This is a genomic window from Nostoc sp. TCL240-02, from assembly GCF_013343235.1.
Taxonomy (GTDB): domain Bacteria; phylum Cyanobacteriota; class Cyanobacteriia; order Cyanobacteriales; family Nostocaceae; genus Nostoc.
This window is the reverse complement of sequence record NZ_CP040094.1, coordinates 567177-591753: the sequence shown is the minus strand read 5'-3', so window position 1 is coordinate 591753 and position 24577 is coordinate 567177. Positions and strand designations below refer to the sequence as shown.

Sequence of the window (24577 nt, the reverse complement as noted above, 5' to 3'; positions counted from 1 at the left end):
ATGCCAACTTATTCAGGATTTCCCGATCCCGGAAGTACAACAGCCACAGCGCTTAATACTGCAACTTACATTGGTGGTTCTCTTACCAGTACAAGCAACACCTTTCAAGACTCTCTCAACAGCCTTGATACAAGAGATTACTATAAATTTACTGCCAGCAGTTCTAGTATAGTTACCTTAAGCCTTGACGGATTAGTGGCAAATAGTGATGCCAATCTATACTTGCTAAACAGTAGTGATCAAATTATCGCTATTTCTAACTTGTCTGGTAACGCATCAGAAAATATACGTTTTACTCTCCTTGCCAATACTTCTTACTATGCTCGGATTGATTTAGCCACTCCGGCAGTTGGCACATCTTATAATCTTACTCTCTCAGCCGAAGCTATTCAAGATAGTGGCATCTCCGATAACACAACTACATTGGCAAACACTAACAGAGATATTAGTGCAGCGGTCAATGCCGCCGGCTACAGTGGAACTGATTTTGTCGCAAGTACAAGTAAGGGCTTGGTTACAGATGCTAGCGACTACTACAAATTTACCTTAAATAACAACGGCACTATTGGTATTAACCTCAATCCTTCAAGTGGTAATGCTGACATACAGTTGTTGAATAGCGCTGGACAGTCTCTCCAACCTACCAGTACAAGTACAAGTACTCAAACAGGTACAAACCAGGATTCTATTAATCGTTCTCTCGCCGCAGGTACTTACTATCTCCAAGTCTATGCAAACGCAAGTGCAACTAATTATAATTTGCAGGTCAATTTTACTGTAGATCCCCCAGATCAAGGAGGAAACAGTTTAGCAACTACCACTCCTATCGGTCTTCCTGCCACTATCTCAGATTTAGTCAGCGCTAGCGATACTCAAGACTATTATCAGTTCACTCTCGGCTCAACTGCTTTAGTTGATATCAGGTTCACATCACTCTCAGCAGACGCTAATTTAGCACTACAAAACCAAAATGGAGCAGGTATTCTTTCAAGCAACCAATCGGGAACAACCCTAGATGCGATTCGCCGCAGCTTAAATCCTGGTACTTACAACATCTTGGTAAATCGTGGTGGTACTACTACAACAGCTAACTATACTCTGAGTGTAGTTGCCCAAACCATAGGACCAGACCAAGGTGGTAGTAATTCAGGAACAGCCCAGAATTTAGGCACTTTAAACGGTTCTATTTCCCTCAGTGACTTTGTGGGCAACATAGATATTAATGATTACTATAAATTCAATCTTAATACCGCTAGTTCCTTTAATCTCAACCTTTCTGGCTTGAGTGACAACGCAGATGTACGGCTATTCAACAGCGTTAATACACAAATAGCCATATCTAATCAAACCGGAAACAGCAACGAAACCATCAGCAATCTTCCCCTTAGTGCAGGTACATACTACATTCGCATCTATCCCTCTGGTTCAGCTGAAACTTTCTACAACCTGAACATAACGGCACAACCACAAATTAGCCAACTGGAAATAAATCCTGGTTCTGGTAGTTCTGACCCTGATAACTTGACCACTTGGAATAACACTTTGTACTTCACTGCTAATGATGGTACTACAGGTATTCAACTGTGGAGGAGTGATGGAACTACAAATACCCGTATTACTAATACTACTGGTTTCAACCCGGATGATCTGATTGTTTTCAATAACAAGTTATACTTCACTGCTACTGACAGCACCTTTGGCACAGAACTTTGGGAGTACAATGGCACGTCTGTAACTAGGATTAGTGATATTAATCTGAATGTTGGCAGTTCTAACCCAAGTAATCTTACCGTTGTTGGTAACAAACTCTTCTTTACAGCAGTTGATAGTAGCAATATCAAAAAACTGTGGGTTTATAACAGCACAAGCGTCAGTTTAGTAGATATTAACCCTAGTTTCAGTAGTTCTCAATCACCCAGTTTCGTTGCTTTTAACAGCAAGCTCTTTTTCACAGCCAAAAATAATACTGAGCTTTGGTCAACTGATGGCACTGTTGGCGGCACACAAGTTATTAGTGTCGGAGGAGCTACTCAATCATATCCCGCAGACTTCAGCGTGGTAGGTAGTACACTCTACTTCACTGCCAGCAATGGTACAAGTGGCTTTGAGGTCTGGAAGTATCAAAGTGGTACAACAGCTAGCTTGCTGAAAGATATTACACCCGGTAACAATAAGTTCGCGCCGGCAAATCTGACAGCCGTTGGCAACACCTTGTATTTTGTTACAGATAGTGATAATGACTTCAACTTGGAATTGTGGAAGAGTGATGGCACACTTAACGGAACCGTCATTATCGGAGCCAATGGACAAGCACCTAACGTTGGTTTAGGTTCTTTCTCTCTAACTGCTGCTGGTAATATTCTCTACTTTGTTGGTAACGACCCAGTAACTGGTCTGGAATTGTGGAGAACTGATGGCACAGTTACTAATGTTGTCAAAGATATTTGGACTGGTACAGACGGAAATAACCAGCCCAACAACAGTATTCCCACTAGTCTCGTTAATTTCAATGGCACCCTGGCTTTTGCCGCTTCTGATGGCAGCAACAGGGAGTTGTGGTTAAGCGACGGCACCACTGCCAATACTCGCAAGGTTAGCAACATTAACGCTACAGGAAATGCTAACCCTGGCAGACTGACTGTCGTTGGTACACGGCTGTTCTTCACCGCCAATAACGGGACTAACGGTACAGAATTGTACGTGTTTTAAACAGGAGGTGATTGTTCAAAACAAAATTTAATTGGTTGCGGTTTCACTAAAATTTCAACCATTTCTAGACAAACTATCGAGTTCACGAAATTTGCTAACAGTCAACACGAAAAAATAGGGACATGTTTTCCAATATGAAGAACAAATTTTTAGCTCTTGCTGCTTTTGGTACTGCTATTCTAGGTGGTGCGATTCTTTCTGCGCCTGCTAATGCTCAAATTGCTCAAGGTTCAGGCCCGACCAGCACAATTAACGTTAATGTCTCTGTTCCTGAAATTCTTTTCTTAAGAACTGTTCAAAACGCTAATGTAGTTATTGCTCCATCTGATTTAGCCACAGGAACGGGAGGATTAACTGCACTTGCTGGTACTACTCCCCCCGCTTACATAGGTAATGACCAAACTACTGGTCCTGCTGGTACTGCTCTTAGTACTGCATCCCCTTTCGCATTAACTGGACCAAGCGTAACCAAAACCATTACTGGCGCTTATATTGTTTGGTCTAACAGTCCTACAGGAAATTACACAGTCGGTATTACACCGGGGACATTTACAGATGCAACATATAGTAACACTCTTGCAGTTACTGTTAACTCTGGTTCAGTAGGCACAAAAACAGCTCTAGGCTTAACTCACACGACTGCAAGTGACATCGGTTTGGACATCCCAATCAGTGCTACTTCACCAGCAGGAAGCTACGATGGTACTCTGACAGTTGAAGCTTACAGACCATAGTCTACGGAATCTTCTGTTGAGTGGTAATAGAAAAATCTGCCTCAAAACTTGGTAAGAAAAAGACAGATTATTCTCCCACTGCTAGATGTTTTAGGAAGCTAGTTAACTTCTTTAATATCTCCCCAATTCCCTAGAACGTGGGGAGATATTTCCCATATTAAATCCATTAGCGACGAAGTTCAGTAAAGATTTGATCTGCATACATGATTTGAGTGTGAACAATTTAGCAATATGTCATGGCATCTAACTAAGAGTTGCAAACGTTACCTGCTGAATTCCATAGCTGTCAGTATAGCTATATTAGCGTGTCCACAAACACCGACTGCGGCACAATTTATCCCCACAGTTGAACCCACAGAGATTTACCAGTTAGCGACTCCTCAAAAGCTGAAAATTCCTCCTATATCACAGTCAGAAATTTCTGTGAGTGCCAAAAGTGAGTCAGTGAATAATCCAGGAGATTTATTAGCACCTCCCCAATTTAATACTTTGATTGTTCGGGAATTTCCTAATATTTGGCAGATGCGTGTTCCTGTAGACCAAGTGAACTTACTTTATGCCACTTATGAGATGAAAGCTGAAAATGGTAGGAGTAACGCAATTAGCAGTGAACAGCGTTCTAATTCTGCGGTTCAAGTTGTTGTAGAGCCATTACCCATCATTGAAATTTCTCGCGATTCCAATAGTAATACAGCTTTGGTACAGGGCGGATTCCGCTTAAAGATGGACGTTTCTGGTACTCAAGTTGCAGGTCAATATGCTGGGGAATTAGCGGTAGTAGTAGACCGTCGTTAATTTCTGTACTTAGATTTGGAAAATAATTGCTTTATGGTGTGCTTGAAAGTGAAGAATTTAATCCCGATCTTGCCAAAATCAATAAATATTGCTTTGGGTCTAATAGGAGCATTAGCTCTAAGTATACCTCCGGCAATGGCAATTAATATTGGTGTGAGTCCACCCCGGTTTCACATAGATATGAATAGCAATAAAACACGCTCTCAGGCTGTTCGGATTTTAAACCTTGATTCTCAACCAGTTGAACTTAAGGTTTATGTGCAATCGTGGATGCTGAATGAGGAAAATAAATTGCAAGTGATTCCTCCTAAGGAACAATCATTAGAGCAGTGGATTATTTTTACCCCCTCTAGATTTACAATTCCACCTGGTGGCTCACAAACTGTTCGTTTCGCCATCCATCCTAGAGTTAAGCCCCAATCAGGTGAACATCGAGCAGTACTTTTTGTTGAAGAAATACCCCGGACTACTACACCCAAAAAAGGTGTAACTTTAATTGGCAAATTAGGAGTTGCAATATATGCGTATGTAGGAGATGTCAAGAAAATTGGTGTATTAAATTCTGTGAGCGTAAATACCAAACCAAATGCTCTCAATGCCATCTTTGATATTTCTAGCCAAGGTAACGCATCTGTGCAGATGGAAGGTCAATATGCTATTTGGCCGGCTGCTAAATATCCAGGTGCTGAGGCGACAAAACCCATAGCTAATTTAGAAAAACCAGAGGACAAAAAGACTGGGCCTTTAGTGGATGTAGGATTTTTACCTACAACACCAATTTTACCTGATAGCCGTCGTCGAGTTTTACTACCAATTACTAAAAACTTACCCCCTGGTAATTATGTCTTGGATATAAATGGGAAACTAAATGGTGTAGCGATTAAAAAAGGCATACCTTTTACAGTGCCCATTAATGCTCCACTAGCTAACAATATCAACACTCAAACTCAGCCTGCTTCTCAAAAATTAAGGAATTCTCTCAAAAATCCTCAGTATCGCAGATAAACTATTCCACATTTAAATTGCGTTAATTAGTCTGGGTAAGATGCTCATTCCACGAGTTGGATGGAATTTAAATGTGCAAAATAAATGTGTTTTAGCTTTTGGGTTTACAAAAGCTTAAATTTCGCTAACCAAGTTTATTTATCTTCCCAGGAATGATTTATAGCCGGGAAGTTTCTTAGGCTAACCATACATATTTGTATACTTCAGTTTATGCTCTACCAACCTTCAGCATCTCCCCCACCAATTACAATTATACAGTTAGAGAATGATTCTTTTAAAACGCAGTTAGATACCCGCATTAGTCAAGAACATAAAGCATTTGCTGGAGCAATTGCAACTCCTTCACCACCAGAAACATTACCACCTGAGTTTTCCACGGATAAATCACAGGATTCTTACAAGATAGACCATGAAAACATTACAGCTAGTAATATAACTACTGAAAATGCTTTAGATTCTGACACTAAGCAACTTAGTCAACAGGTTGTAGCTCAAAGTATCACACCCTCAGCAGCGTCTCAGAATTCAGCTATTCGTGACATCAAAAGTACTCTAAGAGATATCAGAAATGCCGCTCATAGTCATAATGTTAAAAATCAGATGTCTCCTGAAAAGGAACAAAAGATTAACAATAATATAGTTATTCCAATCTCTACTAGCAGTGATGTTTTAAAAAGCTCAACAGGGAAGAATAATCCTCCTGCAAATCCTGCTATTAATAATATCTTGGCGGAAGCTAAAAGTTTATTATTGGGAGTATTCATTAATGGACAGGAAGTTGGAAGTTTAGAAGTTATTCCCGATGAAGGAAAATTATTAATTCCACTGTTCGATTTTGCCCAAATTGCTGGATTTACGGTTGAAAATATTGATATCGGTAAAACCCAACTGAAAACACCTTTAGGTGTAGTAACTGTTACAGAGTCAGACTTAAAAAAAATTAATGGTATTACTTATATTAGTGATACTTTCCTAAAAGAGAAATTACTTACTGAGATAGAGCTAAAAACTTCAGACTTAGCTTTAAATGTTGATTTACCTTGGCGTAGAGGTAATGGAGAATCAGGAAATCAGGCAATTGACCTCAAGCCAGAAGTTAGACCTCCTAGTAGTGGTTTATCTAATTTCCGGCAAGAGTTAAATTATTACAGTAATTCTGGTAATACAAACTGGCGTAGTTCTTCTCTTTTGGGTGGGCGTTTAGGAGGTGGTGCGTGGCGGTTACGTTTAGAGAATGATTTTGTGAACTCGCCCCAACTAAGTGAATATTTTTACTTTAAACGCTCAGGGCGAATGCTTTATCAAATAGGTCGCCAACAAATTGGGTTAAATCCTTTAGCTACTAATCTCAATTTGACGGGAGTGCAGATTGGTTATACTAATCTACCTACTGACAGGTTTAATACAAGTTCTAGTGCTAATGAGCTTCTACCAAGACGTTCCCAACCTATACAAACATTTCGTGGTGTAGTTCCCCCAGCCAGTTTTGTTCAGTTAAGAGTTAGTGGCGTTGTGGTTGCCCAACGGCAGGTAGGACTAAGTGGAGAATACGAATTTGCAGATGTCAATTTGCCTACTGGTCAAAGTAATGATATTGAACTGTTTGTATTTGACCGCAATAATTTCAGTGTACCGACAGAAATTCGTTCTTTAAGACTCAATGCTTCAGATTTATTGTTACCATCTGGCGGTAATGTGCAGCTAGCCGGAATAGGATTAACTGGTAACTATATCCAAAATAATTTATTGGATGATTTTCCTTCGACTCAATCAGGTCAGCTCGCTGGATTTTATCAGATACGCCAGGGTATATCTGATAATTTAACCTTGGAAAGCTCTGCACAATTATTAGCTGATAGTACACAAGCGCAGGCAGGTTTCGCTTGGCGTTTGGCAAATCCTGTAATTTTATCAGCGAATGCTGGTACTTCTAACGGTGAGTTAGGTTATGCGGCTAATTTGGATATTCAGTTGGATCGTTTGCAAATTTTGGGAGTTTCTGAATTATATCCGACAGGCTATTTTAGCAGCAATGATCAGTCACGCGATCGCAAGAATAATGCTCTCGATATCAGATATAAATTCAGTAACAATCTAAGTTTAGGCTTTATTGCCCGCAGTTACCAAAACCAAAGTGATTCGAGTAATTACATTTTGCCGACTTTTTCATTCCGCCCATTGTCTAACTTATCCTTGAGAGGTACACCAGATTATTTTGGCAACTATTCATTCAACGCCTTCTACCAACCAACAAGAAATAGCAGACTATCTTTTAACTCTTTTAGTAATGTTTATACAACAGATTTTGGCTATAACCTAAGCCGTGATTATCTAGTATCCTTCGGGACTGAATCTGGTGGTGATTTAGCGACTCGTTACACTTTGGGACTGAATTATAGCTCTCCTAGCCTTTATGGTCTGAGTTGGCGCTTAGGACTAGGATATAGAGATGGAGAAGTTGGGCCGGTTGTCGGTGCTAGTATGCGGATAGTGCCAGGATTATTCGCCTCAATTGATTATCAAGGCATCCCGTCTAGAAATAGAAACATTCTTGGTGGCATTGGGGACGATCGCCTAACGATCTCCTTAGTATCCGATTTATCATTTGCTGGCGGTAGAGTGTCACCGGCTGAATATAGCTCAGTTGGCAAAGATAGAGGAGCGATCGCTGGAAGAATGGTTATTGAAGGTGGTAGGAAGGGTGCAGACCTTGATGGCGGTATTATCAATGTTTACGATAACCGGGGCCGCACTGTTGGTACAACTAAAATAGACGCTCAAGGTAATTTCTTTGTCGGTAACTTGCGAGAAGGTGTCTATGTAATTGCACTAGATCCAGACGAATTACCAATTGAAATTGCTCTGCGAAAAACTTCTATAGTTGCTGAAGTAGCAGGTGCAGCTGTGACTCAATTAAATTTCCCCGTCCGATTAGAATATGGTATGGCGGGCAAAATTACTGATGTGGCAGGTCAGCCAATACCAAATGTGGAAGTAGAACTAGTTGATGCTCAAGGTAAACGAGTAGTATCATCTGTGACTGATCAATTTGGTCTTTACCGTCTAGATGCCGTTCCTGTTGGTAACTATACATTGCGCGTTCCTGTTCAAGATGGCATCGCCAATAGCAACACTTTACCAAAATTAGAAGTAGCAATTAATAAAGAGTTTATATACGACCAAAATCTGCAATTACCCATTGCCGCAGCCGCTAAGGAAACTCAGGAGAAAAAAGAAACTCAAGAAAAATAAGTTTTTAAGATTTTTCTAAAAGCGACAATTAGGGACAAACCGCTTCACTTGGATGCCCGATTTAATTTACTATGTGTATTGTTCTCCATCTGTATGGGCTACATCTAGCTACCCTAAGATCGTTATGGCAAAATCGAAGAAAAGCGCCAATCCCATCAATTTAAACGATCCACAATATTATCTTAACCGGGAGTTAAGCTGGCTAGAATTTAATGCCAGGGTGTTACATGAAGCTTGTGACGATCGCACGCCTCTTTTGGAACGCCTCAAGTTTTTAGGAATCTTCAACTCTAATTTGGATGAGTTTTTCATGGTGCGGGTTGCTGGTTTAAAGCAACAAGTAGAGGCAAAAGTCAGCTTATTAACTCCCGATGGTCGGACACCACAACAACAGCTAGATGATATTAGGTCTACCCTGATTCCTCATGTCAAGAAAGAGCATCAACATTTTGAGGAAGTACTTCGTCCATTGTTAGCAAATCATGGCATTCATATCCTGAATTACATAGATTTGAATCAAAAACAGCGAACTCATCTAAATAGCTATTTTGAGGAACAAGTATTTCCAGTTTTGACACCTTTGGCTGTCGATCCTAGTCATCCTTTTCCTTTTATTTCTAATCTCAGTCTGAATCTAGCTGTTGTGGTCAAAAACCCAGACACCGAAGAAGAATTCTTTGCCAGAGTTAAAGTCCCCAACGTTCTGCCGCGATTTTTACCAATACCGCCTGAGTTGGGACAAAATAACGACAAACCTGCTAACTGGACTGGTGTACCTTTAGAACAAGCGATCGCTCATAACTTGGAATCTCTATTTCCAGGGATGAATATTCAAGAATATCATCCGTTTCGCATTACCCGTGATGCCGATTTGGTCTTAGAAGAAGATGAAGCAGATGATTTGTTGTTAGCGATTGAACAGGAATTGCGAAAACGGCGGCTAGGCGGGAGTCCAGTGCGGCTAGAAATTCAATCCCAGACTCCTGAAATAGTGCGATCGCGATTATTGCACGATTTGGAATTAACAGAAAGCGATCTCTACGAAGTAGACGGTCTTTTGGGATTGCGAGATTTGATGTATTTTATGTCCTTGCCATTGCCAGAACTCAAAGATCCACCACGCCAATCTGTTGTCCCATTACGCTTGCAAAGGTTGAGGGAACCGAGTTTAGACCCCGATGCGCTGGAGACGGACGAAGGAAAAGACTTTTTTGCTGTGATTCGGGAAAAAGATTTATTAGTACACCATCCCTATCAATCCTTTTCGGCTACAGTGGTGCGCTTTATTACCCATGCCGCCTACGATCCGAATGTGTTAGCCATCAAGATGACACTTTACCGGACTTCTGGCGACTCGCCCATCGTCAACGCCTTAATTGCTGCTGCTGAAAATGATAAGCAGGTATCTGTACTGGTGGAATTAAAAGCGCGATTTGATGAGGAAAATAATATTTACTGGGCAAAACGACTTGAAAGAGTTGGAGTGCATGTAGTCTATGGTTTAGTGGGACTGAAAACCCACAGTAAAACCGTTATGGTGGTACGGCGTGAAAAAGATCGAATACGCCGTTACGTACATATTGGCACTGGTAATTATAACCCTAAAACAGCACGGTTGTATACAGATTTGGGATTATTTAGTTGCCGGGAAGAATTAGGTGCTGACATCACAGATTTATTTAATTTCTTGACAGGATACTCCCGACAAAAGTCTTATCGAGAATTGCTGGTCGCACCTGTAAATATGCGCGATCGGTTCTTGGCACTAATTAACCGCGAAATTGAAAATGTTCAAAATGGATTTTCTGGACGCATTGTTGCCAAAATGAATTCCCTAGTCGATCCGCAAATTATCGCCACTCTATATGAAGCTTCCCGCGCCGGAGTGCAAATCGACTTAATTATCAGGGGCGTTTGCTGTTTGCGTCCAGGACTCAAAGATATTAGTGAAAACATTCGCATTATTAGCATCGTCGGTCGCTTTTTAGAACACTCTCGGATTTATTATTTTCATAACAATACACAGGAGGAAATCTATATCGGTAGTGCCGACTGGATGCGCCGCAACCTAGATCGCCGAGTCGAAGTAATTACTCCAATAAAAGATCCAGATATTGCAAAAGATTTGCAGGAAATTATGGGGATTATGCTCGCAGATAATCGCCAAGCTTGGGAATTACAAGCCGATGGCACTTACATTCAACGCCGTCCTTATGATGATTCTCCAGAAGCCAATTCACAAAAAATTCTTATGAATATGGCATTACGCTCAACTGGTGTAACCTCCAACTTGATTGATTAAAAAATAAGTTACTTTAAATTTGACAACTATCTAAACTTAGATAACTTTTAAAAGTTATCTAAGTTATTTGTCATAGGTTCACACAAAATTTATGAATCAGGATTCCAAATTTAGAATGAATTCCGATCAAAAAGCAGATAACATAAAGATAGCGAGTCCGCTTACCCCGGCGATCTTCCTAGCAAAAGCGTCTCGTAAAAAGCATCAAGATTACTGATTTCTTAATTCTGAATTCTTCTTCAATCACCCATTGGATAGAGTTAGTGCTGGCACGTGTTCCCATAGACTAGAGAGGTTATTCTGAATAAATTTGTCTTTCCCCTCAATGTTAATGTTATCCTGTGAGCTTTCTACCTTGCGTGTTCTAGTAGTTGATGACCATGAACTGACTCGTCTAACCTTGCAATTGGTTTTTTCTTGTCAGGAGAATATTCAAGTAGTAGGTTTAGCTAGTAATGGTGAAGAAGCTATAGAAATGGTTAAACGTTGTCATCCTGACGTAATTGTTCTAGATTTACAAATGCCAGTCATGGATGGCTGGAGCGCGTCTAGCCAAATTAAAGCTATATCTCCGAACACCCAAATCCTTGCTTACTCCTCAGTAGAAGACGTAAATTTTCAAAGAAATAAGGCAATGTCTAGCTTTGATGATGTTTGCAAGAAAGATGTACCCACAAGCGAACTGATTGCTTTAGTTAGGCGGTTAGGTCAGCGTGCAAAAGATGATTCAGTTGCAGGGTAAATGATACAACTATGCTGCTTCGCCAGCTCAGGCTTAGTTAAATTTTGGGGATTTGAAAACATTATAATACTACGCAGCGTCGGTATTAGCTGAAGTTTACAGTTAAACCGACGCATTTGTGCTATTTTCTACTCTACTGGAATGGTGCGTTTAAATTCATCAATTAATTCATCTAGTTCTTCCAAAGCCTGATTTACGTCAACTCTCAATGTTCCCAGGTTTGGTTGCTCTAGCAGGCCTAATAGGTACTCGCGTTTACTTTGAACTGCAACAATTCGTTCTTTTATAGTCTGTACATCCATTATTTTTTTCCATTTTTAACTACCTTTAAATTTTAAGTTAACTCAAAATCCAACATTTTGGGGCACTATACTCTTAGTAGTCCACTACACTAACTGTCCTCCTAGAAACTCCTCATGTCTCCCGTACCCCTACTCAAAAGCAGGCTACGTGTAGCGTCTCTGATATGAGAAGTTTTAAACTAAGTAAGCCAGAAGCGCTTGACTTCTCTTTGTGTGAGTCTTGACCTGGTAATTTTGAGTTAGTTGAATTACTAATCTCTAAGGATGATGTTCTTCCCTAATTTGTTACTCATAGCCGATGATAATAAAACTGAGGTATTAAGAATTTATACTAATTTAAGCTCATGCTACGTCAAATCTCTTTGGGAACACTCGGTTTAACTATCGGTGGCATATTAACCATTATGGGCTTCGTCGCCTATGCTGGTAATAATGCCACACTGAATCTTGTCGGATTTTTTTACGGTATTCCTCTATTGTTGGGAGGACTGGCACTAAAAGCTAATGAACTTAAGCCAGTACCCTTTACCCAAAATACATCACCGTCAGCATTGAAACTGCGAGAACAGCAAGCAACTGATACTCAAAATAAAATTCGCAAAGACATCACCCGATATTGTTACGGTCAAGATGCTCATTTAGATACAACACTTTCTTTTCTGGGTTTGAGTCCCACAGACCAGGAACGGCCAACAGTCACAGGGTTACGAGAAGTAGAAATTAATGGAAACTATGTCCTAATTTTAGAATTTGATTCACCGCTAATACCAATTGATGTATGGCAAAAAAAGCAGGAAAAAATGACTAATTATTTTGGGCCGGGATTGGAGATTCAAATAACACAGCCATCTGAAAATACAATTGAGTTAGCACTGATTAATAGTCCAAAAGAGTCGCTCGTCAGTAGTCAATAGTCAGGGACAAAAGTTATTGTTACCAAAACTTTATGGCTTGTCGTTACCCAAATTTTACTTAAGTTCTCGATAAATAAACCCTCTTTGTACTTAAGTTAACTGAAATTTTCACTTTCATAGGGGATAGCATCAACCTAAGTAGAGACGCGAAACTTTGCGTCTCTACACGCCTAAAAATTGCCACCGATGATAATTAAGTCAATTGTATTGCTATATACAGGATTGACTGGTTTTTTACTAATGACCAAAAAGTTACTTTTCTAAACGAACTGCATACCATTGTAAATATTGCCCAGGGCCAATATCTAATTCACAGCCGGTATCGAGTAAATATTGTGCTTGAGCTTCCACAGTATCAAACTTTTGCAAGTCAGGCGGTAAATCTTGAATTATAAGTTGCTGGAGAGTCGTTTTGAGCTTTTCTAATAATTCTGATTGTGTCAGAAATTGCTCTGCTTTATTTGTTTCTAAAAGAACAAAGTGATCTTGCTGATACATTAATGAGTCTGGCATTTTAAAGATTTAATAAATGCAAAGAGATTTGGTTTTTTGTAGTCCAAAAATGTCGATTTTATCTGCTGTCTGTGCAGTCCTCATAGGATTTAGTTGTTTTTTAAAATATCAATACTTACTTTAGTATATCTATATTCATATAAAGTTAACTGATAAATTACTATTTTTTAGAATAAAAAAATCGATTTTTAACTTAACTAAATATAGTTGATTTGATTAAATAAGAATTTTCACTTAATTTATTAACTTAGAGTGATTCGACAATAAAACTTTGCACCAAGTTCAATCTTAACCTTATTTTTATGTAATTATACTGAACTTTTATCCCCCTTGCCCAATAGACTAAAGACATTTAAGTCAAGTGATATTAGTATTTAATATTAGCTATAGTAATCAAATTTTAAACGTAAGAAAATACGGAGATTAAAAATACATGTTTTAAAGCCTTTCAGCGATTTCATCTCTCATAAATGATTTAAGTTGCTATATTTTATAAACGTACTTTGACAATTGCTTTGCCCTATTTCGCTAAGTTTATAAACTAACTAATTAAGGTATATATTTGCAATTTTTTTTAAAATTGCAATTTAACTTTAACAATGGGGAAATATAAAAGCAACACTTCCTCCCATAACCATAGCCGAACAAAAAGGTAAAAATTGCCTTCGTGTTCCAATTATAGATTGTCTATGCAACTTAGTTATCTACCGCTTACTTGGCTCAAGAACATTGAGCAGTCTATTGTCAAAAAACAGTTGATTGTGAAGCCAGACACACCTTTGCCGCAAATTCTGGCATTGATGAAAAGAGCGATCGCTCCCATGCGATTGAGTTGCACAGCCTTTTTCAGAATAATCCTGCAAGTGGAAGGCAACTCATGTCAGGCATAAGCTCATTTTCTGTTTCTAAACAACCACCACTGATTCTAGTGGCTGATGATGACAAGACTATCCGAGTGTTGTTGCGTAAAGCTATGGAACAAGAAGGTTATCGAGTGGTTGAGGTCAATGATGGTAAGCAATGTTTAGATGCTTACGAGACAATCAAACCGGATATAGTTTTGCTAGATGCTGTAATGCCTGTGATGGATGGCTTTACCTGCTGTAAGCAATTGCTCCAAATTGCCAGGAATAATTTAATCTCAGCTCTAGCAACCTTTGATACTGACTCAGCTCTTAACAATACTGTGATCTCCAAAATATGGGAGCGCACTCCCATATTGATGATCACATGCTTGGACGATGAGGAATCCGTAAACCGTGCTTTTGATGCAGGGGCGACTGATTATGTTACTAAGCCAATTCACTGGCCTGTATTGCGCCAACGGTTGCGCCGACTGCTACAGCAAGGGCAAGTATACAAACAATTAGAGGCAGCAAACCAAGCTTTACAGCACCTTGCCAATGTAGATGGCTTAACTGAGTTGGCTAATCGTCGTCGCTTTGATGATTATCTCAATACTCAGTGGATTAATCTTGCCCAAGAGGAATCTCCTTTGTCAATGATTTTGTGTGATATCGACTATTTTAAATTTTATAACGATAAATATGGCCATCCTGCTGGAGATGTCTGTTTACAAAAGGTGGGTGCTGTCTTAAATCTGAAGGCGCAAAAACATCAAGATTTAGTAGCGCGTTATGGTGGCGAAGAATTTGCTGTGATTATGCCATACACCCATGCAGCTGGTGCAGTTCACGTGGCCGCAACTATACAAGCGGGAATCAAAGATTTGCAAATTGCTCACGCCGGGTCTGCTGTGAGTCAGCATGTCACGCTAAGTATGGGCGTAGCAACTATTGTACCTACTTGGGAATCCTCTCCTTCCGATTTGATTGTGCGAGCAGATAAAGCGCTCTACGAAGCAAAGGCAGGGGGGCGCGATCGCTTTATCTCAAGTTTTTAATTGTCATTTGTCATTTGTGAATGCCCATTGCCTAAGAAGGATAAACTGGCAGCGTGAAGTGGAACCATGCTCCGTTATTGGGGGCAGAGTCTACCCAAATTTGGCCATAGTGTGCCAGGATAATCCGTTGGCATAAACAAAGACCAATCCCGTAACCTTCTTTACCTTCATCCCGTTGCAGGCGGAAGTGGTTTTCAAAGATGCGATCGCGATTCTCTACAGGAATACCAGGCCCAGTATCGCCAATACTAAACTGAACTTTTTGGGTAGTGCGGTGCAATCCGGAAACGCTAATCTTGCCACCTTCTGGGGTATATTTAATGGCATTATCTAACAGATTCACTAGCACTTGGCGGATGCGTTCTGGGTCAGCATATACATAAGGTAAGTCACTAGGAATATCTGTTTCTACCTCTTGGGATTTGGCGGTGTAGCGATCGCACAATTCTTCGAGTACATCTAAAAAGACTTTACCTAGTTGTACCTTTTGTGGTAGTAAAGGAAACTCTGTATCTTTTCCACGACCTACCTGCAAAAGATCAGTAATCATTCGATCAATGACCTTAGTTTGATTGCGGGCTTGTTTTAATAAATGTGCCGTCATCGATGGCTTGAGGCGCTGGAATTCCCCTGTCTCTAGATTGTAGTTAGATTGGAGAGTTTCCATTGCGATCGCGGCAGCAGTTAGGGGATTACGGAGATCGTGCGCCAGCATCGCAATCACCCGGTCTTTAAACTGTAGCTGCTCTTGGAGGTTATCTTTTTCCTGTTTCAAGCGAAAAATTTCGTCTGAGAGTCGGATTAGTTCAGCAGAAACAGCAACTGAATGGATAGTAGATTTGGGTAATGTGCCCCGACCATTGTCGTCTATGTGTTCTTGCAAGTCTTCCTGTAATTTTAAGTAAGCGTCTACAGCAACTTGCCAGCGAGGCCACCAGTTTTTTAATTGCGCTATGATATTACTCCCAGCCAAAACCTGTCGTGGTTCAGGATGGATTTTGATTAAAGCTGGCGTTGCTACCAACTTAAAGTGTTCTGCTAAGTAAGGTTGTTGTCCAACATCGATAGTTTGAACTTCAAAAGTATACTCAGCCTGCAATTCTTTTAAGTAAGCACGTATTCGCTGCACCTGTTGGCGGGACTTAGGTCGTCCATCGACAAAAAGTAACAGCTGGAGTGGAGCTTCAGAATAAATAGGCTGATCCTGGGAAACTTGCATGTAATCGTGTTTCAGCACTGGTAACAACCCGATGACGCTTTACAGAAAGTAAAATGGACTGACGGTTGTCGATGGTCGTTGTTTTGGTCTTCAATTTAATATCTATTTTAGATTTTCATACTGCTCTTAGTTCTGCATTTTTGACACTAAATATATCTTTTTCAGCCTTTTGCCCCTTTTTGACTAACTTCATCTCCAAGAAGCACCCAAGTCCGTTGAATATAAGCCTTAGTTTGCCCTGAATGAAAAATTGTCGCTAGAGTTAGCAGGTGAAAAGTTTAATACTATGTCAAATCGCCTAGTAAAGCAGCATCTTAATTTGACTACTCGCTTTCAACAAGCGATGCCTACGGCGGGCAAAGCCTACGCTCAACTAAACGCAGATGCTAATTGTATCTAATCTATCAGGAAGCTGTTAACTGTTTAGACGAAGTTTGTGGAGAGAGGGTTTTTTCAACGCCAGTGCATCCAATGAAGTGTCTTGTTTGCCTCAACCCAATCATTATTAGGATTAGGAAAACAGCTATAGCTAACAACTATGTACTGCCTATATATAACTTACGAAGCGTACTCTGTGCCCAGCCTTCCTAAAACAAGACCTGCCTATCTTAGGAGAATAGGGGATGGGTTGCCCTAAGACAACCTTTTGGATAACACCGGGGCGATGCCTATGGCGGTAAACTACGCACTTTTAGAGTCAGTACTTACTGCTTTCGAGGCTGCCAAGAAACTCTTGACTACAGCATAAGTACCACTTTCCCCAGAAATTCTATTTATAGAAATTAGGGAAACTGCTGCGACACTTGACTGTTTTGTTTATGACCCCAGTTGCCAAGAATAACGAACTTACGCTAAGTCCCTAGAATTGCTGAACACTCGCATTTTCCGGCTATTGCCTTATTCAGCTTACCATCGTCAGATGAATAATTTCCAGAATCGATTGTAAGCCAGTGTTAGCGAACTTTAATTGATTTCCCTCTTTGGGTGAGGCTAAGGGGGCTTTATCCCTAGTCTATCACTTTAGGTGTTTAGCGATCGCATTAAGTTCGTGCATCTGGAAGTAGATTCAAGCTTTTGCTAGCTAAACTGTTCTTTGGCGAGTTCCCAATCAGTTATCCATTCTGCCAATTGAATATTTGGATAACTATCTAAAAAATAGATTCTCAATCTAGCAGTCTGGCACATTAATTTTGAGCAGCACTAAAATACTGACAACAAACTCCCTTAGCCTGTCCTATATCCCAGTGAGCTTATAACCTCAAAATCCTAAAACTCTTGTATAGTAAGTATTTCACATTTATTTCTGTTTTTTTCCAAAAAATGTTAGTTTGCCAGAATTTTTGGGAACTCTATAAATAAGCATGGGAATTATAAAAACCTAATGGCTGTAAAACGAAGACAATACGGTAGCTTTTGCTACCGTTTACTCATTTTTAGAGATATTATCATCTTCACCAACACGGAGAGGGGAAGGGGGAGATGAGGGGGACAAGGGGGACAAGGAGGACAATGGGGATAGGGAGGATAAAGGGAGAATTATTCAACAAGTCTCTCCCCTGTCTCCCCCCTCTTCCTTGTCCCCGCTATCTCTTATCGATGCCAATTCCCAATTCCCAATCCCCAATTAATGAACAGTCTGCGCTAGGGTAGGAATTGAAACTCATTTGTGATTTCCTGTGCTTCCCTGTAAACGTCCAGCTGTATTTCTAATTTGGGCTATTCTACTGACTTCCTTAACAGCCTGTGCTAACAGTCCAGCCGCCAAAAACCTCGAAGAATCTCTGGCGGCAGATTCTAAGTTACAAGGCAATCCAGTTGTGTTTGGAGAATCTCAGAGTAAGCAACCACAAGCACAGCCAAACGATTCAACAGTTCAGTTACCAGCTGATTTTCCCAAAGATATCCCCCTATATGCCAATGCCAAACTAGAGGAAGTTATACCTGCTAGCGGTTCAGAAAATAAAACCTCAACTCGTTGGTTGAGTTCTGACCCTAGCAACTTTATCGCTAGCTTTTATGGCAACCAGTTTAAAACAAATAACTGGCATATTTTACAACAGCCAACAGATGATGCGGGAGGTACTTTTGAGGTACGTCGTAACGATTTACTGTTGAAGGTTTCCATTCAGCCTAAATCAGTTACTAACGCTACACCCAATCAACCCCAAACCGCCACAGAATTACTGATTGATTACATACCGAATAGTATTGCTACGGCGCAACCTACCCCAAATACAAATTCTAGCGAAACTACTAACGTCGTTCCTCAACCAGGAAATCCACAGTTCATTGGCCCAGTACCACCTGCAAACTTGGCAGCACAGCCACAAAGTACGGCTAATAACCAAACAACTCCTACAGCCACAGCCGAATCTCAAGAATTCAGCGATTTGAATAAAGTACCGCAAGAATGGCGGCAACACATCCAAGACTTAGCCGCATTAGGTGTTTTATCCCTAGAACCAAAGGCAACTAAGAGTAATTCTACTACCACAAATAACCAGTTTGAACCGGGTAAAATTGTTACACATCGGGAATATGCTCGTTGGCTAATTGCTGCTAACAATGCTATGTATGCCAGCAATCCAGCTAAACAAATTCGCTTGGCATCAGAAAGCACTCAACCAATTTTTAGTGATGTTACCGCAAAAGACCCTGATTTTCCAGCAATTCAGGGATTAGCTGAAGCTGGGTTAATTCCCAGTCCTTTATCTGGAGATTCCACAGCTGTTTTGTTTCGTCCTGATGCACCCCTAACGCGGGAACAATTACTGTTGTGGAAATTACCCCTAGATACTCGTCAAGCTTTACCTTCTGCTAACTTAGATGCAGTAAAACAAACCTGGGGTTTCCAAGACGCAGCGCGAATTGACCCCAAGGCTTTAAGAGCAGTGCTGGCTGATTACCAAAATGGCGAGCAATCGAATATTCGGCGGGTGTTTGGCTATACAACTCTGTTTCAGCCCAAAAAACCAGTAACTCGTGCTGAGGCTGCTATGACTTTGTGGTATTTCGGCAGTCAGAGTGAAGGTGTGTCAGCAACTGAAGCTTTGAAGTTAAAACGAAGTTAAAGCGATGTCTATGAAGGGTTACGCCATTCTGTTGCGGTTAGTTTATCCTTAGCAGAAAAGTGGCAAAGCCCAAGCTTTAGCATGGAAAGTTTGCGATTTCTTTGTAATACACTAATTTTTTATCAAGAAAATGTAAATCTAAGTTTTTTCAGCGTTTTTACCTGTGTTTGATGAATTTTTGAGGCATAGTTAGGTAAAACAACGTAAATTAACTCAATACACGTACTTAGTTTTGAATTAACTCAAAAGACAAATTGTCAGCGATCGCCTTTTCATTACTTTGAAACAAACTAAAAAATACCACAGGTAAAACAAATATGAAAAAACAAGCTGTAGCCGCAGGATTTGTTCTCTTATCTTTTATGTTACCGCTCAAGGCGAGTGCAGCGAGTTTTAGTAAATTTTACGTATTTGGCGACAGCCTTTCTGATACTGGTAATGTCTTTGCTGCTACTGGTGGTTTAGTCGCTCCGACAACAGCCATCCCCCAAGACCCACAATACTTTCAAGGACGTTTTTCTAATGATCAGGTGTGGGTAGACTACCTTGGAGATCAGTTAGGATTAACACCCTCTCCATACATTACTTTAAATCCTAGCATTCCTAACCAAGGGATTAACTTTGCTGTCGGTGGTGCTAGTTCTGGTCAAGGTAACGCTGTTGTTCCTAATGCACCGTTACCAGGAGTACTGGAGCAAGTTGGCTTGTTGACGCAACCCATCTTACAAGCCAATCAGAAGCTTGATCCAAATGCCCTCTATGCTGTGTGGGGAGGTGCAAATGATTATGTGTTTGGTCAAGCTACTAATACGACTCAAACAGTTCAGAATTTATCAAATGCAGTAGGGTTACTTGCCTCATCTGGTGCAAAAAATATTTTAGTCTTTAACTTGCCTGATTTGGGTAAGATTCCATTGGCATTCGCTACAGGTTCATCTAGCAACTTGACTGCGTTGACAAATGAGCATAACCAGGAATTAGCACAGGAACTAGGCAAATTTAGCGATAACTCTGGTTTGAATCTAATCTCTGTCGATGTGTTTTCCCTATTTAATCAAATAGAAGCAAATCCAGGACAATTTGGGTTTCAAAATGTGACTACCCCTTGCGTAGTCGGGAGTTTACAGACAACCATCAGTGTATGCTCTCAACCAAACGATTATTTATTCTTTGACTCCGTGCATCCAACAACAGGCGTTCATAAGTTAGTTGCAGATGCTGCACTGGCGGCGATTGAGGCTAAGTCTGTTCCTGAACCTGCGATAAATTTGGGGATTTTAGCCCTTGGTGCTTTTGGTGCAGTAGGAGTGCTGAAGCGTCAACAAAAAAGATTAGCGCTTGGAGCAACAGACCGGGTTGTTGATGCACAATTGTCTCATACAACAGTTGAAAACTAAACTAACTGTATTGATGTGGGATTACGATCGCTTATTTGAAATTATTGAAGAATTAGTTATGCACCACTCTCCTAGTGGTGCAGAAGCTGAGATTAACCAGTTGTTGATGCAAAAATTTGCAGCGCTGGGTGTAGAAGTGTGGTGCGATCGCGCGGATAATATTATTGCCAAGATTCCAGGGAAAAATCCAGACCGAGCGATTGCGATCACAGCGCACAAAGATGAAATTGGCGCAATTGTCAAGAGTCTCGGTGATGAAGGTCGTGTGGAAGTCCGCAAACTCGGCGGTTCTTTCCCGTGGGTTTACGGCGAAGGGGTTGTCGATTTATTGGGAGATAACGAAACCATTAGCGGAATTCTCAGCTTTGGTTCCCGCCACGTTTCCCATGAATCTCCTCAAAAAGCCCAGCAGGAAGATACTACTGTTAAGTGGGAAAATGCTTGGATTGAAACGAAGCTTACATCTGTTGAACTAGAAGCGGCTGGCATTCGACCTGGAACTAGAATGGTAATCGGCAAGCATCGCAAGCATCCAATTAGGTTAAAGGATCATATTGCCAGTTACACCTTGGATAACAAAGCCTCTGTTGCGATTTTGCTAGCTTTGGCTGAAAACCTAAAACAGCCAGTTGTTGATGTTTATTTGGTAGCTTCAGCAAAAGAAGAAGTAGGAGCAATTGGGGCATTATTTTTCACTCAAAATCAGCCTTTGGATGCGTTAATTGCTTTAGAAGTTTGTCCGTTATCTGAGGAATATCCTTTTAAAGATGGGGAAAGTCCTGTACTTTTATCTCAAGATGCTTATGGGATATATGATGAGGGGCTAAATGGACAACTGCGCCAATCTGCCAAACAACTCGATATCCCAGTGCAGCTAACGATACTAAGCCAGTTTGGTAGTGATGCTTCAATTGCGATGAAATTTGGCCATGTTGGGTGTGCTGCTTGTTTGGCATTTCCTACCCAAAACACACATGGTTATGAAATTGCTCATTTAGGAGCGATCGCTAACTGTATCGATTTGTTAAAAGCTTTTTGTGAAACTGAGTTTGAGTAAGGTTAAAAACTAATTTACTCGGCAAAATTAGAGTGCGTAGTTTGCCCCCATAAGCATCGTTTTTACACCCATTTGGCTAGATGCTTGATTTATGTCAAACTTAAGTATTGAGGAATACTTTGCCAAAGCCGATGATGGGATTTGAACCCACGGCCTGCTGATTACGAATCAGCTGCTCTACCACTGAGCCACATCGGCGTACACAATCTAAGAGTATAGCACAATTTAATCATGGTAGATCAAAATCTCAAAACTCGCCTGAACCCTGAACAGTATGCCAGCCTCAAAGCAGAAATAGCTGCTCCATATCGGGGCTTACGACAATTTATCTACATCGCTTTCGGTGCTTCTGGCTCGATTGGCGCATTCGTGTTTTTTTTCCAAGTGCTTGCTGGACGGGATGTTGAAAGTGCTTTGCCTAGTTTAGCTCTCCAAGTAGGAATAGTTGCCCTAATGGTCTTCCTTTGGCGCTGGGAACAGCGTCGGCAACAACGCCCTCAATCAGGCAAAAGTCCTAATTCTTGAAGAGAAAAATTTTAGCTGATGACTTTTTTACTGCTTTATTTATATATATCTTTATATTGATTAATGCTTTTATGAAGATTAAAATATAAAGAGAGAAAAAATAAAAAATTATTAGGAAATCCCAAAAAGTAAAAATTTCTGAGAAGCTAGAAATCATTAAAACGGGGTCAGCCAATATAAAGACCCTGACCATAAACCTAATCACATTCAAATGAGTCAGTTATATTTAAAGACCCCAAATTTTATGTTTAAAAAACCCCAAAATTAATAAAACTCGTAATCTTGGAAGCGCCAGACTAATAATTTTGTTAGTCTGGCGCTTTCAAGATTGCTAACTAAGCATTTACTGGGCTGTTACCAAATAGGATGAAGGAATTGGTTGAGCACGACCAGCACTGACAAGTGCCTGGTAAACAAAGGCAGCAACCTCGGCTCTAGTCGCTTCACGATTAGGATTGAGTTGCTTCGCTGTGGGATAGTTGATTACTAGTTGCCGCGCAGTTGCAGCGGCAACAGGAGCGATCGCATAATTAGGAATCTGGGCAGCATCGGTATAAAAAGAAAGGACGTTCTGATTATTCGCAGTTAAGCCCAAACCATTAGCTAAAGAAACTAGCGCCTGCACTCTGGGAATTTGCTGCTGTGGTTTAAAAGTGCCATCAGGATAACCAGAAACAAATTGACTCTGGTAAGCAGATTGAATTGCAGCGTAAGCCCAGAAATTTGTTGCTACATCTTTAAACTTAATACCTGCGCGTTTGGCTGGTGGTGTTAAAGCTTTAGTGACAATAGTGGCAAATTGAGCGCGGGTTACAGGTTCATTGGGTTTAAAGCTGCCATCAGGAAAGCCAGCAATAATATTTTGAGAAGCTAAAGCTTCGATGTAGGTTTTTGCCCAGTAATTTGCTGGCACATCTTTAAAGGCAACAGGCCCTCCAGGCGGTACATCAACAGCTGCGGCAACAAAATCTACTGAGCCAAAAATCTTTTTCTGATCGATATCGTTGCCAACAGCGACAATTTTACTAGTTTTAGTGGCGTTGTTCACATCATAACGAGTGTTATTGCGGATAAGATTACCACCAGGATTTTCGTTGGTGCCAAGGTCAGGTAAAGCACTAACAGTTGCTACTACACCATCCCGCTTATTGTTCTGAATGACATTCTTACGCAATACGGGCTTCGCTGACTCTGAGATAAAAAGACCATCTTGGTTTTCGACGATTTGGTTTTCCACAATTAGGGGTGTGGAAGTACCACCGATCGCTAGACCAAAACCAGTATCCTGAAATAAGTTACCCCGAATTTCTCCTTGAGCAGCTTTAGCAATTGAAATCCCATTGCCTTTGTTTTGCACAAAGATGTTACTTTCAATTTTAGGATTGCCTGTACCCGTGACAAAAACACCCTCTCTAACACTGTTAGTAAAAGTACTGTTTTTGATAGTGGGATTAGTTGATTCCACCCACACAGCCGTACCCCGGCTATTTGGGTTGGTAACGGTGACGCCAGTAATGGTGGTATCTTGTTCGGCAAGGATGGTAATGTCCTGTCTGGCAAAGGTGCGACTAGTGTAGAAACCTCCACCTGTAATTAATATTGCCTGACCTTTACTAGCCTCATCACCCCGCAGTGTAACTCCTGGTTTAAGCAACAATGGGAAGGTTTCGCCACTTTCCTGGTTATAGTTTCCAGGTGCTAATTGAATAACTGCACCTGCTTGGGCTTGACTGAGAGCGAAACTGATGCTTTTGTAAGGTGCAGCTGAGGTTGTACCAGCACTAGCACTATCTACACCAGTTGCGGGATTAACATAAATTGCTGCGGCGGTTGTCGGGACTTGTGCTGTGAGAGTTGGGGCGATACCTTGTGGGTGAGTCGCACCAGCATTAACCGCACCGGGTAGTAATATTGAACCGCAGTAAACCGCAAGCATTGCCGTTAGTCCGGCTCCCCCGCGTAAAGTATATCTGAGATGACTGCTAGAAAGAAGGCGAAAATTTTTCGCTATAGAAATGTGAAAACCCCAATATTTCATTTTTTCCGTCTGTGATGTGCTGAATTACGGTATGTCGAACAAGGTTGAAACTAGCAGTCTTATAGCTGCTGTAAAACCCATGCCAAACTATACTGGATG

18 protein-coding genes and 1 tRNA gene are annotated in these 24577 nt (G+C 40.8%); 14 read left to right on the top strand and 5 right to left on the bottom strand.

The genetic code is table 11. The annotated features are described in order from the left end of the window. From FBB35_RS02635 to FBB35_RS02605, 7 genes are all read left to right on the top strand, one after another. Positions 1–2709: a pre-peptidase C-terminal domain-containing protein gene (locus tag FBB35_RS02635; protein WP_174708357.1), complete on the top strand. Its 2709-nt coding sequence runs from the start codon at positions 1–3 to the stop codon at positions 2707–2709. Positions 2710–2843: 134 nt separating this feature from the next. Beyond that, complete coding sequence (locus tag FBB35_RS02630) at positions 2844–3443, top strand: hypothetical protein (protein WP_174708356.1); 600 nt, start codon at positions 2844–2846, stop codon at positions 3441–3443. 231 nt (positions 3444–3674) lie between these two features. After that, positions 3675–4238 carry a hypothetical protein gene (locus tag FBB35_RS02625; RefSeq protein WP_174708355.1) on the top strand — a complete coding sequence of 188 codons (564 nt, stop codon included), beginning with the start codon at positions 3675–3677 and terminating at the stop codon, positions 4236–4238. Positions 4239–4307: 69 nt separating this feature from the next. Further along, positions 4308–5243 (top strand): molecular chaperone, encoded by a 936-nt coding sequence (locus FBB35_RS02620; RefSeq protein WP_368041818.1) that lies wholly within the window; start codon positions 4308–4310, stop codon positions 5241–5243. 210 nt (positions 5244–5453) lie between these two features. Continuing rightward, positions 5454–8495, top strand: a complete 3042-nt coding sequence (locus FBB35_RS02615; protein WP_174708354.1) for a carboxypeptidase regulatory-like domain-containing protein — start codon at positions 5454–5456, stop codon at positions 8493–8495. Positions 8496–8619: 124 nt separating this feature from the next. Continuing rightward, entirely contained in the window at positions 8620–10797 is a 2178-nt protein-coding gene (gene ppk1, locus FBB35_RS02610) for a polyphosphate kinase 1 (RefSeq protein WP_174708353.1), read from the top strand. A gap of 325 nt (positions 10798–11122) precedes the next feature. Next, on the top strand, positions 11123–11539 hold the full coding sequence (locus FBB35_RS02605) for a response regulator transcription factor (RefSeq protein ID WP_174713504.1): 417 nt from the start codon (positions 11123–11125) through the stop codon (positions 11537–11539). A 128-nt stretch (positions 11540–11667) separates the two neighbouring features. On the opposite strand, the gene FBB35_RS02600 is transcribed toward FBB35_RS02605, so the two are convergent. Beyond that, on the bottom strand, positions 11668–11841 hold the full coding sequence (locus FBB35_RS02600) for a hypothetical protein (protein ID WP_174708352.1): 174 nt from the start codon (positions 11839–11841) through the stop codon (positions 11668–11670). A 344-nt stretch (positions 11842–12185) separates the two neighbouring features. Between FBB35_RS02600 and FBB35_RS02595 the strand changes: the two genes are divergently transcribed. Then, entirely contained in the window at positions 12186–12755 is a 570-nt protein-coding gene (locus FBB35_RS02595) for a DUF2854 domain-containing protein (protein ID WP_174708351.1), read from the top strand. 252 nt (positions 12756–13007) lie between these two features. Here FBB35_RS02595 and FBB35_RS02590 read toward each other — a convergent pair whose 3' ends face one another. Further along, on the bottom strand, positions 13008–13268 hold the full coding sequence (locus tag FBB35_RS02590; protein WP_174708350.1) for a chlororespiratory reduction protein 7: 261 nt from the start codon (positions 13266–13268) through the stop codon (positions 13008–13010). A gap of 689 nt (positions 13269–13957) precedes the next feature. Between FBB35_RS02590 and FBB35_RS02585 the strand changes: the two genes are divergently transcribed. Further along, the gene (locus FBB35_RS02585; RefSeq protein WP_174708349.1) at positions 13958–14158 is read left to right on the top strand and encodes a hypothetical protein; all 201 of its coding nucleotides are present in this window, start codon (positions 13958–13960) and stop codon (positions 14156–14158) included. Beyond that, positions 14146–15171, top strand: a complete 1026-nt coding sequence (locus FBB35_RS02580; protein WP_174708348.1) for a PleD family two-component system response regulator — start codon at positions 14146–14148, stop codon at positions 15169–15171. Before FBB35_RS02585 ends, FBB35_RS02580 begins: the two co-directional genes overlap by 13 nt. Positions 15172–15202: 31 nt before the next feature. Here FBB35_RS02580 and FBB35_RS02575 read toward each other — a convergent pair whose 3' ends face one another. Further along, positions 15203–16408, bottom strand: a complete 1206-nt coding sequence (locus FBB35_RS02575) for a histidine kinase (RefSeq protein ID WP_174708347.1) — start codon at positions 16406–16408, stop codon at positions 15203–15205. A gap of 1658 nt (positions 16409–18066) precedes the next feature. On the opposite strand from FBB35_RS02575, the gene FBB35_RS02570 reads away from it, so the two are divergent. From FBB35_RS02570 to FBB35_RS02560, 3 genes are all read left to right on the top strand, one after another. After that, on the top strand, positions 18067–19461 hold the full coding sequence (locus tag FBB35_RS02570; RefSeq protein ID WP_174708346.1) for an S-layer homology domain-containing protein: 1395 nt from the start codon (positions 18067–18069) through the stop codon (positions 19459–19461). Positions 19462–19778: 317 nt separating this feature from the next. Then, positions 19779–20858, top strand: coding sequence for an SGNH/GDSL hydrolase family protein (locus FBB35_RS02565; RefSeq protein WP_174708345.1), 1080 nt, complete (start codon positions 19779–19781; stop codon positions 20856–20858). A 13-nt stretch (positions 20859–20871) separates the two neighbouring features. Beyond that, a complete protein-coding gene (locus FBB35_RS02560) occupies positions 20872–21915 on the top strand; it encodes a M42 family metallopeptidase (RefSeq protein ID WP_174713503.1) in 1044 nt (347 codons plus the stop codon). Between the two features lie 126 nt (positions 21916–22041). On the opposite strand, the gene FBB35_RS02555 is transcribed toward FBB35_RS02560, so the two are convergent. Then, positions 22042–22113 (bottom strand) — tRNA-Thr (locus tag FBB35_RS02555). A gap of 33 nt (positions 22114–22146) precedes the next feature. Between FBB35_RS02555 and FBB35_RS02550 the strand changes: the two genes are divergently transcribed. After that, entirely contained in the window at positions 22147–22440 is a 294-nt protein-coding gene (locus tag FBB35_RS02550) for a DUF3493 domain-containing protein (RefSeq protein ID WP_174708344.1), read from the top strand. Between the two features lie 343 nt (positions 22441–22783). On the opposite strand, the gene FBB35_RS02545 is transcribed toward FBB35_RS02550, so the two are convergent. Beyond that, positions 22784–24478, bottom strand: a complete 1695-nt coding sequence (locus FBB35_RS02545; protein ID WP_174708343.1) for a DUF1565 domain-containing protein — start codon at positions 24476–24478, stop codon at positions 22784–22786. Between the last annotated feature and the right edge of the window lie 99 nt (positions 24479–24577).